At 64.5% G+C, this 13,873-nt stretch carries 16 protein-coding genes and 3 tRNA genes; 8 read left to right on the top strand and 11 right to left on the bottom strand.

Going from position 1 to position 13,873, the window contains the following annotated elements; genetic code table 11:
* Positions 1–21: 21 nt before the first annotated feature.
* Positions 22–1,782: a protein-disulfide reductase DsbD gene (gene dsbD / locus PQU89_RS02215; protein WP_272764415.1), complete on the top strand. Its 1,761-nt coding sequence runs from the start codon at positions 22–24 to the stop codon at positions 1,780–1,782.
* Positions 1,783–1,929: 147 nt separating this feature from the next.
* Here the strand turns inward: dsbD and rlmD are convergent, their stop codons facing one another.
* Positions 1,930–3,468, bottom strand: a complete 1,539-nt coding sequence (gene rlmD, locus PQU89_RS02210) for a 23S rRNA (uracil(1939)-C(5))-methyltransferase RlmD (RefSeq protein WP_272764414.1) — start codon at positions 3,466–3,468, stop codon at positions 1,930–1,932.
* A 150-nt stretch (positions 3,469–3,618) separates the two neighbouring features.
* Here rlmD and PQU89_RS02205 point away from each other — a divergent pair, with 150 nt between their 5' ends.
* From PQU89_RS02205 to PQU89_RS02190, 4 genes are all read left to right on the top strand, one after another.
* Positions 3,619–4,497 (top strand): L,D-transpeptidase, encoded by an 879-nt coding sequence (locus PQU89_RS02205; protein WP_272764413.1) that lies wholly within the window; start codon positions 3,619–3,621, stop codon positions 4,495–4,497.
* 67 nt (positions 4,498–4,564) lie between these two features.
* Positions 4,565–4,640, top strand: a tRNA-Ala gene (locus PQU89_RS02200).
* 7 nt (positions 4,641–4,647) lie between these two features.
* A tRNA-Glu gene (locus PQU89_RS02195) sits at positions 4,648–4,723 on the top strand.
* A gap of 7 nt (positions 4,724–4,730) precedes the next feature.
* Positions 4,731–4,806, top strand: a tRNA-Ala gene (locus tag PQU89_RS02190).
* Positions 4,807–4,878: 72 nt separating this feature from the next.
* Here the strand turns inward: PQU89_RS02190 and PQU89_RS02185 are convergent.
* The 3 genes from PQU89_RS02185 to PQU89_RS02175 form a co-directional block, all read right to left on the bottom strand.
* Positions 4,879–5,391, bottom strand: coding sequence for a hypothetical protein (locus tag PQU89_RS02185; protein ID WP_272764412.1), 513 nt, complete (start codon positions 5,389–5,391; stop codon positions 4,879–4,881).
* Positions 5,392–5,454: 63 nt separating this feature from the next.
* Positions 5,455–6,087, bottom strand: coding sequence for a GTP cyclohydrolase II (gene ribA, locus PQU89_RS02180; RefSeq protein ID WP_373322773.1), 633 nt, complete (start codon positions 6,085–6,087; stop codon positions 5,455–5,457).
* A gap of 31 nt (positions 6,088–6,118) precedes the next feature.
* Complete coding sequence (locus PQU89_RS02175) at positions 6,119–6,823, bottom strand: GAF domain-containing protein (RefSeq protein WP_272764410.1); 705 nt, start codon at positions 6,821–6,823, stop codon at positions 6,119–6,121.
* Positions 6,824–7,012: 189 nt separating this feature from the next.
* Between PQU89_RS02175 and arfB the strand changes: the two genes are divergently transcribed.
* From arfB to PQU89_RS02160, 3 genes are all read left to right on the top strand, one after another.
* Positions 7,013–7,414 (top strand): alternative ribosome rescue aminoacyl-tRNA hydrolase ArfB, encoded by a 402-nt coding sequence (arfB, locus tag PQU89_RS02170; RefSeq protein ID WP_272764409.1) that lies wholly within the window; start codon positions 7,013–7,015, stop codon positions 7,412–7,414.
* A 137-nt stretch (positions 7,415–7,551) separates the two neighbouring features.
* On the top strand, positions 7,552–8,208 hold the full coding sequence (locus PQU89_RS02165) for an HD domain-containing protein (RefSeq protein WP_272764408.1): 657 nt from the start codon (positions 7,552–7,554) through the stop codon (positions 8,206–8,208).
* A gap of 123 nt (positions 8,209–8,331) precedes the next feature.
* On the top strand, positions 8,332–9,246 hold the full coding sequence (locus PQU89_RS02160; RefSeq protein ID WP_272764407.1) for a glutaminase: 915 nt from the start codon (positions 8,332–8,334) through the stop codon (positions 9,244–9,246).
* A gap of 127 nt (positions 9,247–9,373) precedes the next feature.
* Here the strand turns inward: PQU89_RS02160 and PQU89_RS02155 are convergent, their stop codons facing one another.
* The 7 genes from PQU89_RS02155 to fliM form a co-directional block, all read right to left on the bottom strand.
* Positions 9,374–10,099, bottom strand: a complete 726-nt coding sequence (locus PQU89_RS02155; RefSeq protein ID WP_272764406.1) for a YebC/PmpR family DNA-binding transcriptional regulator — start codon at positions 10,097–10,099, stop codon at positions 9,374–9,376.
* A 92-nt stretch (positions 10,100–10,191) separates the two neighbouring features.
* The gene (gene fliR, locus PQU89_RS02150) at positions 10,192–10,968 is read right to left on the bottom strand and encodes a flagellar biosynthetic protein FliR (protein ID WP_272764405.1); all 777 of its coding nucleotides are present in this window, start codon (positions 10,966–10,968) and stop codon (positions 10,192–10,194) included.
* Position 10,969: 1 nt separating this feature from the next.
* Positions 10,970–11,239 carry a flagellar biosynthesis protein FliQ gene (gene fliQ, locus PQU89_RS02145; protein WP_272764404.1) on the bottom strand — a complete coding sequence of 90 codons (270 nt, stop codon included), beginning with the start codon at positions 11,237–11,239 and terminating at the stop codon, positions 10,970–10,972.
* 3 nt (positions 11,240–11,242) lie between these two features.
* Positions 11,243–11,986: a flagellar type III secretion system pore protein FliP gene (gene fliP, locus PQU89_RS02140; protein WP_272764403.1), complete on the bottom strand. Its 744-nt coding sequence runs from the start codon at positions 11,984–11,986 to the stop codon at positions 11,243–11,245.
* Positions 11,983–12,423 (bottom strand): flagellar biosynthetic protein FliO, encoded by a 441-nt coding sequence (gene fliO / locus PQU89_RS02135; protein ID WP_272764402.1) that lies wholly within the window; start codon positions 12,421–12,423, stop codon positions 11,983–11,985. The genes fliP and fliO overlap by 4 nt, the downstream gene beginning before the upstream one ends.
* A complete protein-coding gene (gene fliN, locus PQU89_RS02130; RefSeq protein WP_047967407.1) occupies positions 12,420–12,866 on the bottom strand; it encodes a flagellar motor switch protein FliN in 447 nt (148 codons plus the stop codon). The genes fliO and fliN overlap by 4 nt, the downstream gene beginning before the upstream one ends.
* Positions 12,859–13,872, bottom strand: coding sequence for a flagellar motor switch protein FliM (gene fliM, locus PQU89_RS02125; RefSeq protein WP_272764401.1), 1,014 nt, complete (start codon positions 13,870–13,872; stop codon positions 12,859–12,861). The genes fliN and fliM overlap by 8 nt, the downstream gene beginning before the upstream one ends.
* Position 13,873: the final 1 nt, after the last annotated feature.

The following is a 13,873-nucleotide window of genomic DNA, read 5'->3' as shown; positions in this document are numbered from 1 at the left end:
CGTTTTGGCGGTCACAAGGTCATGAACAAGCGTATTTTCTCTTTCCTCACCCGCTGCCTGCTGTGGCTGAGCCTGCTGCTGCCCCACCTTGCCCACGCGCTGGATCAGGACGACCTGCTGCCGCCGGAGCAGGCCTTTGCCGTCACCGCCGAACGCCAGGGAACGCGGCTGCGGCTGACGGTGACCGTAGCCGACGGCTACTACCTGTACCGCGACCGCAGCCGCTTCGAGACGATACCGGCCGCGCTAATCACGCAGCAGGCGCTGCCCGCCGGCAAGCCCAAGGATGACCCCTACTTCGGCAAGCAGGCCACCTATCCACCGGGGGCGACCGTGATGCTGCTGACGCTGCGTCCGGACGCGCCGCAGCAGTTCACCCTCAAGGCCACGGTACAGGGCTGTGCCGATGCCGGCCTGTGCTACCCGCCCTACACCCACACCCTCGCCATCGGCGGTGGCAGTAAGACGCTGTCGCCCTGGCTGCAGCCGCCCGCACCGCAGGTCGACAACCGCTCGCCGTCGCCGCGCGAAGGCCTGGTCGCCACGCTGGCGGCCTTCTTTGCCGCCGGTCTGGGCATGGCGTTCACCGCCTGCATGTACCCGCTGCTGCCTATCGTGTCCTCGCTGATTGCCGGCCAGGGCCAGCACCTCACCCGTCGTCGCGGCTTCTTGCTGGCGCTGACCTATGTGCAGGGTCTGGCGGTCAGCTACACCGCCATCGGCATCGTGGCCGGCCTGACCGGCAGCCTGCTCAGCGTGTGGCTGCAGCAGCCGGCGGTGATCCTCGGCGCCAGCCTGCTGATGGTGGTGTTTGCGCTGGGCATGTTCGATATCGTGTCCATCCAGCTGCCGTCCAGCTGGCAGACCCGCCTCGCCGCCTCCAGCAACCGCCTGTCCGGCGGCCATATCGTGACCGTGTTCGGCATGGGCGTGCTGTCGGCGCTGCTGATCGGCCCCTGCGTCGGCCCGCCGCTGGCGCTGGCGCTGGGCTACATCGGCCAGACCGGCGATGCCTGGCTGGGCGGTGTCGCCCTCTACGCCATGGCGATGGGGCTAGGCCTGCCGCTGGTCATCGTCGGCACCTTTGGCGGCCACGTGCTACCCAAGGCCGGCATGTGGATGAAGACGGTCAAGGCGGTGTTCGGCGTGGTGATGCTGGCGGTGGCCATCTGGCTGGCGACGCCTTTCCTGCCCGCCATCGTGGTGATGCTGCTGTGGGCGGCACTGGCGCTGGCCAGTTCGGTGTTCCTGAAAGCGTTTGATCCGCTGCCGCCGAATGCGTCGTCCGTGCTCAAGCTGGGCAAGGCACTGGGCCTGCTACTGGCGCTGGTTGCCACCCTGCAGCTGATCGGCGTGTTCAGCGGCGCCAAATCGGCCCGCTACCCGCTGGCAGCACTCGGCGCCACCGCCGGCAACAGCAGCAAGCCGCAGTTCCGCACGATCGGCAGCGTGGCCGAGCTGGATGCCGCCCTTAATGCCGCCCGCGGCCAGCCGGTACTACTGGATTTCTATGCCGACTGGTGCGTGTCCTGCATCGAGATGGAAGACACCACCTTCCGCGACCCGGCGGTACAACAGGCCATGGCCAAGGTGGTGCTACTGAAGGCCGACGTCACCGCCAACCTGCCGGAACACCAGGTGCTGCTGCAACGCTTCAGCCTGTACGGCCCGCCGGGCATGATCTTCTTCGACCGCCACGGCAAGGAGCAGCAACGCCTCATCGGTTACAGCCCGGCCGACGAGTTCCTGCCGTTGCTGCAACGCCAGCAAAGCGGCGGCTAAGGCCGTTGCGGCCAACGTTGGCCGCAACCGGCGACCGCGGCACGGCAGACCGCCGTGTTCTGAATACCGTCAGCACGCGCAAAAAAAAACAGGCCGCCGGTTCGCACCGGCGGCCTGTCTTGTCACTGCTGTGCGCAGTGACGCGTGTTACTGCGCCGGCTTGTCGGCGACACTGGCCAGATAGGCGGCACGACGGGCCTCTTTCGCGGCGACCTTCTCCGCCACTTCGACCGCCTTCTCGGCGGCAGCCAAAGCTTCGCGCTCCTGGCGGGCCGCCATCGACGCGGCACGGGCCGCCTCGCGCACCGCTTCTTCCGCCGCCTCCATCGCCGCAACTTCGGCATTGGTCTTGCACGGACCGGTTTTCTCGAGCCAGGCCACCGACTCGACGTGGCCGGTGTGCGGGAACATGTTGATGATGCCCGCCGTTTTCAGGGTGTAGCCCTTGGTATTGACCAGCACCCCGGCATCGCGCGCCAGCGTGGACGGATTGCACGACACGTAGACGATGCGCTGTGGCGCGGTGTCTTCGGTGATTGCCTTCAGCAGCTGCATCGCGCCGTCGCGTGGCGGGTCAACCAGCATCTTGTCGAACTTGCCCAGTGCCGCAAACGACGCCTCGGTCACCTCGAACAGGTTGGCCATCTCGTAGCTGACCTTGTGCTGCAAGCCGTTGTGGGTGGCGTTTTCCACCGCCCGCTTCACCAGCGCCTCGCTGCCTTCCATGCCGTGCACGATGGCACCGCTGCGCGCGATCGGCAGCGTGAAGTTGCCGATACCGCAGAACATGTCGGCAATGCGCTCGCCAGCCTGCGGGTCCAGCAGCCGCAGGGCGCGGCTGACCATCACGTTGTTGATTTCCGGGTTGACCTGGGTGAATTCGGTCGGGTAGTACGGCATCTCGACGTCGAAATCGCGCAGGCGGTAGGTCAGCTTCGGCGCATCCAGCGGGTAGATCGGGTAACAGGTCTCCGGCCCCTTCGGCTGCAGCCAGATCTGCACCGTGCGCTGCGGCGTGGAGTGGCGGTCGGAGAATGCCTGCAGCAAGGCGAAGTCGGCCTCGGTGATGTCGTCCATATTGCGGAACACCAGCACGTCCAGCTCGGCACCGACCGCAATTTCCACCTGCGGCATGCGGTTGTAGATTGACAGCCTGGCGATCAGCTCGCGCAGCGGCACGATCAGCGCCGAGATGTGCGGCGGCAGGATGCGGCACTCGCTCATGTCGGCAATGAAGCTGGAACGCTTCTCGTGGAAGCCGACCAGCACGCCGTCCTTTTTCGCGACATAGCGCGCCGACAGGCGGGCACGGTGGCGGTAGCCCCAGGCGGCGCCGGCAATCGGCGGCATCACCACCTCGGCCTTGACCCGGCCGATATGCTGCAGGTCGTCTTCCAACACGCGCTGCTTGATGGCGACCTGCGCCGAAAACTCGACGTGCTGCATCGAGCAGCCGCCACACACGCCAAAATGCGGACAGGACGGGTCGGTGCGCAGGAAGCTTTGCTTCAGCACATCCACCACGTCCGCATTCTCGTAACTCTTCTTGACGCGATAACTTTGATAAGTCACTGTTTCGTATGGCAACGCGCCATCGATGAAGATGGCCTTGCCATCGACACGAGCAATGCCGCGACCTTCGTGGTCCAGCGACTCGATATGGGCAACTACAGACGCTTGAGTCATTGTTTCAGCAAGTAAAAAGGCAAAAGACAAAGTCTGGAATTGTCGCAGAAAGCGTCACAAAAAGCACGGTGCACCGCCACATTTGGCGGATGTTGCCGTCCGGCGTATCTGCTAACATCGGAGTATCCGTTTATCCTGAATCGCCAGAGAATGAAATTTTCGTCCCTGCTTGCGGCCTGCACCGTGGCCGCCACCGTCTCCAGCTATGCCATGACGCCGGAGCCGGACGTCTTGGTCAGCAGCGCTGGCCAGCACCTGGTCGTCAACCTGCCGCAAACCCGTGTTTTCCTGTACCAGGACGGCACGCTGGTGAACAGTTACCCGGTGGCGGTCGGCAAGATGGTCACCAACACCCCGACCGGCAACTACGCCGTCACCGGTATCTACCGCAACCCGGTATGGCACGTCCCGAAATCGATCCAGGACGAAATGGTACGCGCCGGCAAGCCGGTGCAGACCACCGTCGCCGCCGGGCCGGACAATCCGCTGGGGCCGGTGTTCATCCGCTTTGGCGAAACCAAGCTTGGCCTCGGCTTTCACGGCACTAACCAGCCCGCCAGCGTTCCCGGCTTTCGCAGCCACGGCTGCGTGCGCCTGCGCAGCGAGAACGCGCTGGCACTGGCCGACTGGGTGGATATCGGCGCCGCGGTCACCATCAGCTACCAGACCACGCTGCTGAGCGAGGACAGCGCCGGCGAACTGTGGCTGCACGCCTATCGCGACAGCTACAAGAAGGACGACATCGTGCCGCAGCTACTGGCGGAAACCCTGCTCAACTGGCAGCAGGAGAACCAGCGCCCGATCCACGGCAAGCGCGTCGACCAGGCCTTCCGCGAGCGCAACGGCAAGCCGGTGTGCCTCAGCTGTAGCAGCACGCAAAACAACCGCATCACCGGCACGCTCAACACCGTGCGCTGGCTGAGCCCGCCACCGGAAATCACCGACGAGCAGCCAACCGAACTGCCGCAACTGGACAGCAACAGCGCCCGTGCGCCGCGTAACGCGCAGTTCAAGCAGAAAAGCGCTTGACGCTGCGAAAGCTTCACGTTAAAGTGCGCACCTCGCTGACGAATCAACCGGTTCTTCAGCGTCCCGTGGGGGTATAGCTCAGCTGGGAGAGCGCTTGCATGGCATGCAAGAGGTCAGCGGTTCGATCCCGCTTATCTCCACCACAATTTAGTCCCTATCGTCTAGAGGCCTAGGACGTCGCCCTTTCACGGCGATAACCGGGGTTCGAATCCCCGTGGGGACGCCAGCATTTTGGGGGTATAGCTCAGCTGGGAGAGCGCTTGCATGGCATGCAAGAGGTCAGCGGTTCGATCCCGCTTATCTCCACCAAAAAAAAAACAAAAAACCGGCTCACGAGCCGGTTTTTTGTTTTCCAGTATTCACTTTCAGATCAAACACTCCCTAGCGCAAAGCCTGCTCGCTCTGCTGTAACGTCTGCTGCAGGTGCTGCACTTCGCTGCGCTCGCCGGCCCGCGTGACCGCCCGCGACACGAAGTGGCAGATATTGAATATCCCAGCCAGTCGCGGCGCCACCGCGGCCCGCCACGCCGGCCGCGCACACTGCGGCCATAGCGGCACCAGCCGCTGCAACACCTGGCTCACCTGCTGCAACTCCTGCAGCAAACCGTAGGAAGGATGACCGCCACCAAGCAGAGCACGCTCGCGCATGCTGTACAGCCGCTCTTCCAGCAGCTGCAGCAAGTGCGCCAGCTCCGCCTCCAGTTGCGGCAGATCCAGCGCCGCCGCCGGGTGTTCGTCCGGATCCAGCTGTTGCGCATGCTGTGCCAACAGACTGAGCTGGAAGGCATCCTGCGGCACCGCCGGCCCGGCGCCTGCCGCATGGCGCAGCTCCGGGGTGCGCGGCAACTGTTCGCCCACCGGCAACGCCGGCCCCACTGCCGTTACCTTGACCATGGCACACGCCCTTTCCTGTCACGTCGACACTGACCTTATCGGCCAGCCTGCCGGATCATGAAGTCAAAGACCGAACAAATGACCCAGCTTGGCTTTCTTGGTGTCGAGATAGTGATCGTTGTAGGCATTGCGGCCAACCTGCAGCGCCACACGCTCGGCCACCTCGATGCCGGCCTGTTGCAGGGTGTCGATCTTGCGCGGATTGTTGGTCATGATGCGCACCGCCGTCACCCCCAGATGCGCCAGCATCTCGCGCGCGATGCGGAAATCGCGCATGTCGGCGGGGAAGCCCAGCCGTTCGTTGGCCTCGACGGTATCGGCACCACCATCCTGCAGCTTGTAGGCGCGGATCTTGTTGATCAGGCCGATGCCGCGCCCTTCCTGGCGCAGATACACCAGCACGCCACGGCCTTCGGCGGCAATCGCCTCCAGCGCGGCTTCCAGCTGGAAGCCGCAGTCGCAACGCAGCGAAAACAGCGCGTCGCCGGTCAGGCACTCGGAGTGGATGCGGGTCAGCGGCGCGCCGTCAGTCACCTCGCCCAGCGTCAGCACCACGTGCTCGCGCCCTCCGACTTCTTCAAAGCCGTGCATGTCGAAAACACCCCACTGCGTGGGTAACTGGCAGGTTGCGACATAATCGACGCGCACCGGAGAATCAGGCTGAGTCACGTTGGCTTCCACTTGTTGTGCATTCATCTGAAGAATAGTGGGGGCAAAAGCTTACAGTTTAAAGAGCTGGCGCCGCCGATTTGGCCAGCGCTCGCAGGCTGACGAAGTGCGCCGACAGCGCGCAGGCCAGTGCGGCCAGCGTGGCCTGGTGCCCGGTGTGAAAAAACCCCGGCTGCGCCGACTCGGCATCGAGAATGCCGATCACCTTGCCGGCGGCGTCAAACACAGGCAGGCACACCTCGCTGCGCACCTTGGGATCGCACTCGTAGTAGGCACCGCCCTCGCTCTGCCATTGCCGCACATCGTCGATCACCACGCCGCGACCGCTGCGGCCAACCTTGCTGTTGTTGCTGGCGGCGGCAAACGCCTCGGTCAGCGGGAATTCGGCGCGGCTGGGCAGGCCGCGGTAGGCCAGTTTCAGCAGCACGTCGGCCTCCGCTCCCGGCACCCGGCAGTACACTCCCAGCCAGTCGGCCGGCACCTGCGCCAGCACCGCGTCCAGCAAGGCCTGCAACGCCAGCAGCTGGTGCGCCAGCGGCGGCGACGCACCGCCAAACTGTGGCGCGATGTCCCACGGCTCGGCCTCCAGCTCGTCGACCAGCGAACAACTGCCACCCTCGCCCAGCTTGGGCACCGGGTAACGATACAAGTCAGGATAGTCCGCTGCCGCGGGCACCGTCAGCGCCGTCGCCAGCGCCTGCTGCGCGGCGGCCAGTTGCGCCGTGGACAGTTCTAACCCGGCCTGCTGCAGATAATCAGTCATCACCCCTCCTCGCCGGCCCTGCCGGCTGCGTACGCCATCATCGAAAGGCGCTAGAATCCAGTTATTCCGCACCCTGCGGCCATCGCCGCATTATGCCCAATCACCGCACAAAGCCGAAATCATGACTGCTGCTATCGATATCACCCACGCACCCGCCGCAGGCCCGGCGCGCGACAACAGGTTGGCCGCATGAGCAAGTACCCGGTTTCGCCGCTGGAAGTCGACATCAGCGCCGTGCGCGCGCAGGGTGCCGGTGGCCAGAACGTCAACAAGGTGTCCTCCGCCATCCACCTGCGCTTCGTGATCCGCTATTCGACACTGCCGGAACACATCAAGGAACGCTTGCTGGCATTGCAGGACCAGCGCCTGAGCAAGGACGGCGTGCTGATCATCAAGGCGCAGCAATACCGCACCCAGGAGCAGAACCGGCAGGATGCGCTGCAACGGCTGCAGCAGCTGGTCGACAGCGTCAGCCACGAGCAGAAAGCCCGCCGCGCCAGCAAGCCGAGCTACGGCGCGCGCCAGCGGCGCATGGACAGCAAGAGCCTGCGCGGCAAGGTCAAGTCGCTGCGCGGCCCGGTGCGCGACTGAGCCGCCACACGCCGCAGCCAGCCACCGTTGCGGCCAACCTTGACACACCTGAACGATCTGCCGCGCATGCTGCAACGCGCATTGACAAGCCCGTACGCGGCGCCCTCTAATACCGCCCCCTCTGCAAGGAATCGACGATGCAAGACCTGCACCACTGGCAAGCCTTCTGCCTCGCGCTGGCACGCGAACAGGCCGGCGACGACGGCGCCCACGACCTGAATCACCTCGGCCGCGTCTGGCATGCGGCGCGGCAGCTGCTGGCCAGCTACCCGCAGGCCGACGCGCTGGTGGTGATGGTGGCCTGCTACCTGCACGACCTGGTCAACCTGCCGAAGAACCACCCCGAGCGCCACCTCGCCTCGCGCCAGGCGGCGGTGCTGGCCAGCACCCGCCTGGCCGCCGCCGGCTTCGACGCGGCACGGCTGCCGGCGGTGGCGCACGCCATCGAGGCGCACAGCTTCTCCGCCAATATCGCGCCACAGACGCTGGAAGCGCAGATCGTGCAGGACGCCGACCGCCTGGACGCGCTCGGCGCCGTCGGCCTGGCGCGGCTGTTCTACACCGCCGGCCGCATGAACAGCGCGCTGGCCGCCAGCGATGACGTGCTCGGTGCGCAGCGGCCGCTGGATGACCGTGCCTACGCGCTGGACCACATCGCGGTGAAGCTGGCGACGCTGCCCGCCACCATGCAGACCGCCGCCGGCCGCGCACTGGGCGAACAGCGCCTGCAATGGCTGTACCAGTTCCGTGACGTGTTTGTCGCGGAATGGGCACCCGAGACGCTGCCGTCCTGAACGGCCCCCGATCCTGCCGGCAGCCCACGGCTGCCGGCGGAAGCAACTGGCCAGTACGAGGCGGCACAGACCGCCCGGCCGGCCAGGGCAGTACCGACAACAACACCTGAGCGACAGCGAACCATGAACATCCAGCAACTGATCGACGACATCGCCGCCGATGTCCAGCCCTATCTCGCGCAGGCCGCGCCCGCCGACTACATCCCGGCACTGGCCGGCGAAGACCCGCAACAATTCGCGATGGCGGTGGCGACACTGGACGGCCAGCTGTACGCCACCGGCCATCGCGACAAGCGCTTCTCCATCCAGAGCATCTCCAAGGCGTTCATGCTGGCGCGGGTGCTGGCGGTATACGGCGACGCACTGTGGCAGCGCGTCGGCAAGGAGCCGTCCGGCAACCCGTTCAACTCGCTGGTGCAGCTGGAGTACGAACAGGGCGTGCCGCGCAACCCGTTCATCAACGCCGGCGCGCTGGTGGTCACCGACATCGCGCTGAGCCAGCTCGGCGATTCCAGCAGCGCGCTGCGCGACTTCCTGCGCGAGGAAAGCGCACAGCCGGCGCTGGATTTCGACTACGTGATCGCAGCGTCGGAATCGGAACACGGTCATCGCAATGCGGCGCTGGCGCACTTCATGAAGAGCTGCGGCAACCTGTTCAACAACGTCGATCAGGTGCTGGCGCACTACTTCCGCGCCTGCAGCCTGCGCATGAACGTGGCCGAGCTGGCACGTGCAGGGCTGTTCCTCGCCAACCACGGCGCCTCGCCGGTCAGCGGTGCGCAGCGGCTGACGCGCAGCCAGGCCAAGCAGGTCAACGCCATCATGCTGACCTGCGGCACCTATGACGCCGCCGGCGAATTCGCCTACCGCGTCGGCCTGCCGTGCAAGAGCGGCGTCGGCGGCGGCATCCTGGCGGTACTGCCCGGCAAGATGAGCATCGCGGTGTGGAGCCCGGGGCTGGATGCGCGCGGCAATTCGCTGGCCGGACTGGAGGCGCTGGACCGCTTCACCACCCGCAGCGGCGAATCGGTGTTCTGAACCCGCCGCACGGCAGCGCAGCGGCACACACAAGGTTGGCCGCAAGCCTTGCGGCCAACCTTGTCACGGGCGGCAAGCATAAAAAAAGACCTGCCACGCGGCAGGTCTTTTTTTATGAAGCACGGGATTACTCGTCCATCACCGCGGAGGTGTAGACATCCTGCACGTCGTCGAGGTCTTCCAGCGCGTCGAGCAGCTTCTGCATGCGCAGCGCGTCGTCGCCGCTCAGTTCGGTCTCGTTCTGCGGACGCATGGTCACTTCGCCCATTTCCGACTTGTAGCCGGCCTTCTCCAGCGCCGCCTTGATGGCGCTGAATTCGTAGGGGCCGGTGATCACTTCCAGCGAGCCGTCGTCGTTGGTGATCACGTCGTCGGCGCCGGCTTCCAGCGCCGCTTCCATCAGGCCGTCCTCATCCACGCCCGGTGCAAACACCAGGTAGCCGCAGTGACTGAACTGGAACGCCACGCAGCCATCGGTGCCCATATTGCCGCCGTACTTGGAGAAGGCGTGGCGCACGTCGGCCACGGTGCGGGTCTTGTTGTCGGTCAGGCAGTCCACCATCACCGCCGCGCCGCCGATGCCGTAGCCCTCGTAGCGGCACTCGATGTAATCGACGCCTTCCAGGGTACCGGCGCCACGGTCAATCGCGCGCTGCACGTTGTCCTTCGGCATGTTGGCATCCCAGGCCTTGTCCACCGCCAGGCGCAGGCGCGGGTTGGAATCCAGGTCCGGGCCACCCATTCTGGCCGCCACCGTGATCTCCTTGATCAGGCGGGTAAAAATTTTGCCGCGCTTGGCGTCAGCGCGTTCTTTCTTGTGCTTGATGTTCGCCCATTTGCTGTGACCAGCCATAGCAGCCTCAATCGAGTAAAAAGTCGGCGGCGTACCGTGTGCACGCCGCAAAAATGAATTGGGTAACGCAGGATGCCGATTTTAGCAAAAAGCTAGGGGGCTATCAGCAGCTTGCTGATAAAGCCGAAACCGTCACGGTAAATTTGCGCGATCGCCGGCTCCAGCAAGGGCAGCACCAGGTACAGCGCGATGAAGCCGATCATCAGCGTCAGCGGAAAACCAAAGGAAAACACGTTGAACTGCGGCGCCGCCCGCGTCATCACGCCGATGGCCAGGTTGGTCACCAGCAGGCTGCCGACCACCGGCAACGACAGCCACAGCCCCCACAGGAACAGATGACCACCCCACTCCGCCAGCAGCCGCAGCGACAGTACCGGCACGCTGACGCCGATCGGCATCTTGTCGAAACTATCCATCAGCGCAGTAAGCAGGATGTGGTGGCCATCGAAGGCCAGAAACAGCAGCGTGGTGAGGATGGTCAGCACCCGCGACACCGCCGGCACCTGTGCCGCGTGCTGCGGATCGAAGAACATCGCGAAGCCGAGGCCCATCTGCGTCGCCATGATGAAGCCGGCCAGCTCCACCGCAGTGATCACGATGCGCATCACGAAGCCGATGATGATGCCGATCATCAGCTGCTGCAGCACGATCAGCAAACCGGCGGCCGACACCAGCGGCACGGTCGGCAACGGCGGCAGCAGCGGCGCCACCAGCAGCGTCAGCAGCAGCGCAAAACCGGCCTTGAAGCGACGCGGGATGCTGCGCGAAGCGAATAGCGGATCGGCCAGCAGCACGCCGAGAATGCGCGAGAACGGCCACACGAAGTAGGCAACCAACAGGTTGATCTGGGCATCGCTGATGGCAAACATGTCAGCCGATGGCCAGCGGAATGCTCTGGAACAGCCGCGTGGTGTAGTCCATCAGCGTGGTCAGCATCCACGGTCCGGCCAGTACCAGCACCAGAAACATGGCGATCAGCTTGGGGATGAAGGTCAGCGTCATCTCGTTGATCTGGGTCGCCGCCTGCAGGATGCTGACCAGCAGGCCGACCAGCAGCGACACCGCCAGCGGCGGTGCGGCGACGATGATCAGAATGAACAGCGCATTCTGGACCATGGTGATGACCGATTCTGGCGTCATGACCTACCTCCCGCCGAAGCTCTGCACCAGCGAGCCGAGCAAAAGCGTCCAGCCGTCGACCAGCACGAACAGCATGATCTTGAACGGCAGGGAAATGATCACCGGCGACACCATCATCATCCCCATCGCCATCAGGATGCTGGCCACCACGAGGTCGATGATCAGGAACGGGATGAAGATCATGAAGCCGATCTGGAATGCGGTTTTCAGTTCACTGATCACGAAGGCCGGAATCAGCGTCTTCAGCGACACCTCGGCCGGGGTCGCCGGTGCCGGCGAGTGCGAGATCTCGATAAAGAAGGCCAGGTCCTTTTCCCGCGTCTGCGTCAGCATGAATGCCTTCATCGGTTTGGCCGCCTCGCCGGCGGCCTGCTCGAACGACATCTTGTTCTCCGACAGCGGCAGCCAGGCATTGGCGTACACCTGGTCCAGCGTCGGCGACATGATGAAAATGGAGAGGAACAGGCTGAGTCCGATCAGCACCTGGTTCGGCGGCGACTGCATGGTGCCCATCGCCTGGCGCAGCAGCGACAGCACGATGATGATGCGCGTGAACGAGGTCATCATCAGCAGCATCGCCGGGATGAAGCTCAGCGAGGTCATGAACAGCAGCATCTGCAGGCTTAGCGAATAGCTTTGCCCGCCGGCCGCATCCGGCGCACTGGTCATCATCGGCAGGCCGGCGGCATGGCCGCCCAGCGGCAGCATCAGCAGCGCCAGCACGCCCAATCGTTGAAGTTTGCTCATGGCGTATCGTTGGAGGAGGGTCGGCGGTGTTTGGCCAGCGCTGCGGCCAACCATTCGGCAAAGGGTGGCGTGGCCGCCGGCGCGCTAGCGGCATTGGCGGCGCCTTCCGGCCTGGTCATGCTGGTCAGCAGGTTGACCTGCTTCGCCGTCACGCCCAGCACCAGCCACTGCCCTTCCAGCTCGACGATCACCACCCGCTCGTGTGGGCCGACCATCACGCCACTGACCACCTTGGCCGGCTGCCAGCGCCCGAGCATGCCGCCCATGCTGACGCGGCGGAACAGCCACGCAGCACCGACGATCAGCGCCAGCACCAGCCCCAGCGCCAGCATTACCTGTACCAGCCCCCACAACGGCGAAGTGCCCGCATCGGCGGCGGGCACGGCGGCGCTGACCGACAGCGGCAGCAACAACATCACAATCAGCAATCGGTTCATTTCTGTAGTCGGCGAATACGCTCTACGGGCGTAATGATGTCAGTCAGGCGAATACCGAAACGGTCGTTGACCACCACCACCTCGCCCTGCGCGATCAGGCAGCCGTTGACCAGCACGTCCATCGGCTCGCCGGCCAGGCCGTCCAGTTCCACCACCGAGCCCTGCGCCAGCTGCAGCAGGTTGCGGATCGCGATCTTGGTACGCCCCAGCTCGACGGTCAGCTGTACCGGGATATCCAGAATCATGTCCAGATTCTGCGGCACCGCCTGGCTCTGGCTGCTGCCGGACAGGTCCTGGAACAGGTTGGTCGCCGGTTTTACCTCGGCGGCGGCGGTGTCGGCCACTTCCTGCTCGGCCATGGCCGCTGCCCAGTCGTCCATGGACACTTCTTCGTCAACTGCTCCGGCAACCGAATCCGGATCAAAACCCTGCTCGTCACTCATCTTCTTGCTCTCCACTCGGCGGCGGCTCAAACAGCTCCTGCGCCCCAGACAGTATCGTTTCCACTTTCAGTGCGTAATTGCCGGAGACCGTGCCGTAGCCGCACTCCAGCACCGGGATGCCCGACACGTCGGCCACCACCTTCTCCGCCAAATCCACCATCACCACATCGCCGACCTTGAGATTGAGGATGTCGCCCAGCGACACCTTGGTCTGCGCCAGGGTGGCGACCAGTTCCACCTCGGCGGCCTGTACCTGGTGCTGCATCAGGTTGACCCAGCGGTTGTCGACCTCGGTGCGGTCGGCCTGCATGCTGCTGGCCAGCAGATCGCGCAGCGGCTCGATCATCGAGTACGGCAGACAGACGTGGAAGTCACCGCCGCCGGCCCCCAGCTCGATATGGAAGGTCGCCGCCACCACCACCTCGGTCGGGGTGGCAATGTTAGCAAACTGGGTATTCATCTCCGAGCGCAAATAGACAAACTCGATCGGGTACACTGGCTCCCACGCCTTCTGGTACTCGGCAAACACCACTTCCAGCATCTTGCGGATGATGCGCTGTTCGGTCGGAGTAAAGTCGCGACCTTCCACCCGCACGTGAAAGCGGCCATCGCTGCCAAACAGGTTGTCGACCACCAGGAATACCAGGTCCGGGTCGAAAATCAGCAGCCCGGTGCCGCGCAAGGGTTTGACGTGTACCAGGTTGAGGTTGGTCGGCACCACCAGGTTACGGATGAACTCGCTGTACTTCAGCACCCGCACCGGCCCGACCGAGATCTCGGCATTGCGGCGCAGGAAGTTGAAAAAACCGATACGCAGATTGCGCGCGAAACGCTCGTTGATAATCTCAAGCGTCGGCATCCGGCCGCGGACGATGCGTTCCTGGCGGCCGATGTCATAGGCCCGTACGCCACCGTTGTCGCTGTCCGCGCCGTCGTTGTCCTCTTCCCCGGTCACGCCGCGTAATAGCGCGTCGACCTCTTCCTGGGACAGGATTTCATCAGCCATG

Origin of the sequence: Vogesella indigofera (assembly GCF_028548395.1) — a bacterium.
Classification (GTDB): Bacteria; Pseudomonadota; Gammaproteobacteria; order Burkholderiales; family Chromobacteriaceae; genus Vogesella; species Vogesella indigofera_A.
Note: the sequence above shows the minus strand (reverse complement) of the source record. Positions and strands in the feature narration are given on the sequence as shown.

Bases quoted from the DNA above. Each gene is read 5' to 3' on its own strand.
- dsbD (WP_272764415.1), top strand. From the start codon at position 22: ATGAACAAGCGTATTTTCTCTTTCCTCACCCGCTGCCTGCTGTGGCTG.
- rlmD (WP_272764414.1), bottom strand. From the start codon at position 3,468: ATGACTCAAGCGTCTGTAGTTGCCCATATCGAGTCGCTGGACCACGAA.
- PQU89_RS02205 (WP_272764413.1), top strand. From the start codon at position 3,619: ATGAAATTTTCGTCCCTGCTTGCGGCCTGCACCGTGGCCGCCACCGTC.
- PQU89_RS02185 (WP_272764412.1), bottom strand. From the start codon at position 5,391: ATGGTCAAGGTAACGGCAGTGGGGCCGGCGTTGCCGGTGGGCGAACAG.
- ribA (WP_373322773.1), bottom strand. From the start codon at position 6,087: ATGAATGCACAACAAGTGGAAGCCAACGTGACTCAGCCTGATTCTCCG.
- PQU89_RS02175 (WP_272764410.1), bottom strand. From the start codon at position 6,823: ATGACTGATTATCTGCAGCAGGCCGGGTTAGAACTGTCCACGGCGCAA.
- arfB (WP_272764409.1), top strand. From the start codon at position 7,013: ATGAGCAAGTACCCGGTTTCGCCGCTGGAAGTCGACATCAGCGCCGTG.
- PQU89_RS02165 (WP_272764408.1), top strand. From the start codon at position 7,552: ATGCAAGACCTGCACCACTGGCAAGCCTTCTGCCTCGCGCTGGCACGC.
- PQU89_RS02160 (WP_272764407.1), top strand. From the start codon at position 8,332: ATGAACATCCAGCAACTGATCGACGACATCGCCGCCGATGTCCAGCCC.
- PQU89_RS02155 (WP_272764406.1), bottom strand. From the start codon at position 10,099: ATGGCTGGTCACAGCAAATGGGCGAACATCAAGCACAAGAAAGAACGC.
- fliR (WP_272764405.1), bottom strand. From the start codon at position 10,968: ATGTTTGCCATCAGCGATGCCCAGATCAACCTGTTGGTTGCCTACTTC.
- fliQ (WP_272764404.1), bottom strand. From the start codon at position 11,239: ATGACGCCAGAATCGGTCATCACCATGGTCCAGAATGCGCTGTTCATT.
- fliP (WP_272764403.1), bottom strand. From the start codon at position 11,986: ATGAGCAAACTTCAACGATTGGGCGTGCTGGCGCTGCTGATGCTGCCG.
- fliO (WP_272764402.1), bottom strand. From the start codon at position 12,423: ATGAACCGATTGCTGATTGTGATGTTGTTGCTGCCGCTGTCGGTCAGC.
- fliN (WP_047967407.1), bottom strand. From the start codon at position 12,866: ATGAGTGACGAGCAGGGTTTTGATCCGGATTCGGTTGCCGGAGCAGTT.
- fliM (WP_272764401.1), bottom strand. From the start codon at position 13,872: ATGGCTGATGAAATCCTGTCCCAGGAAGAGGTCGACGCGCTATTACGC.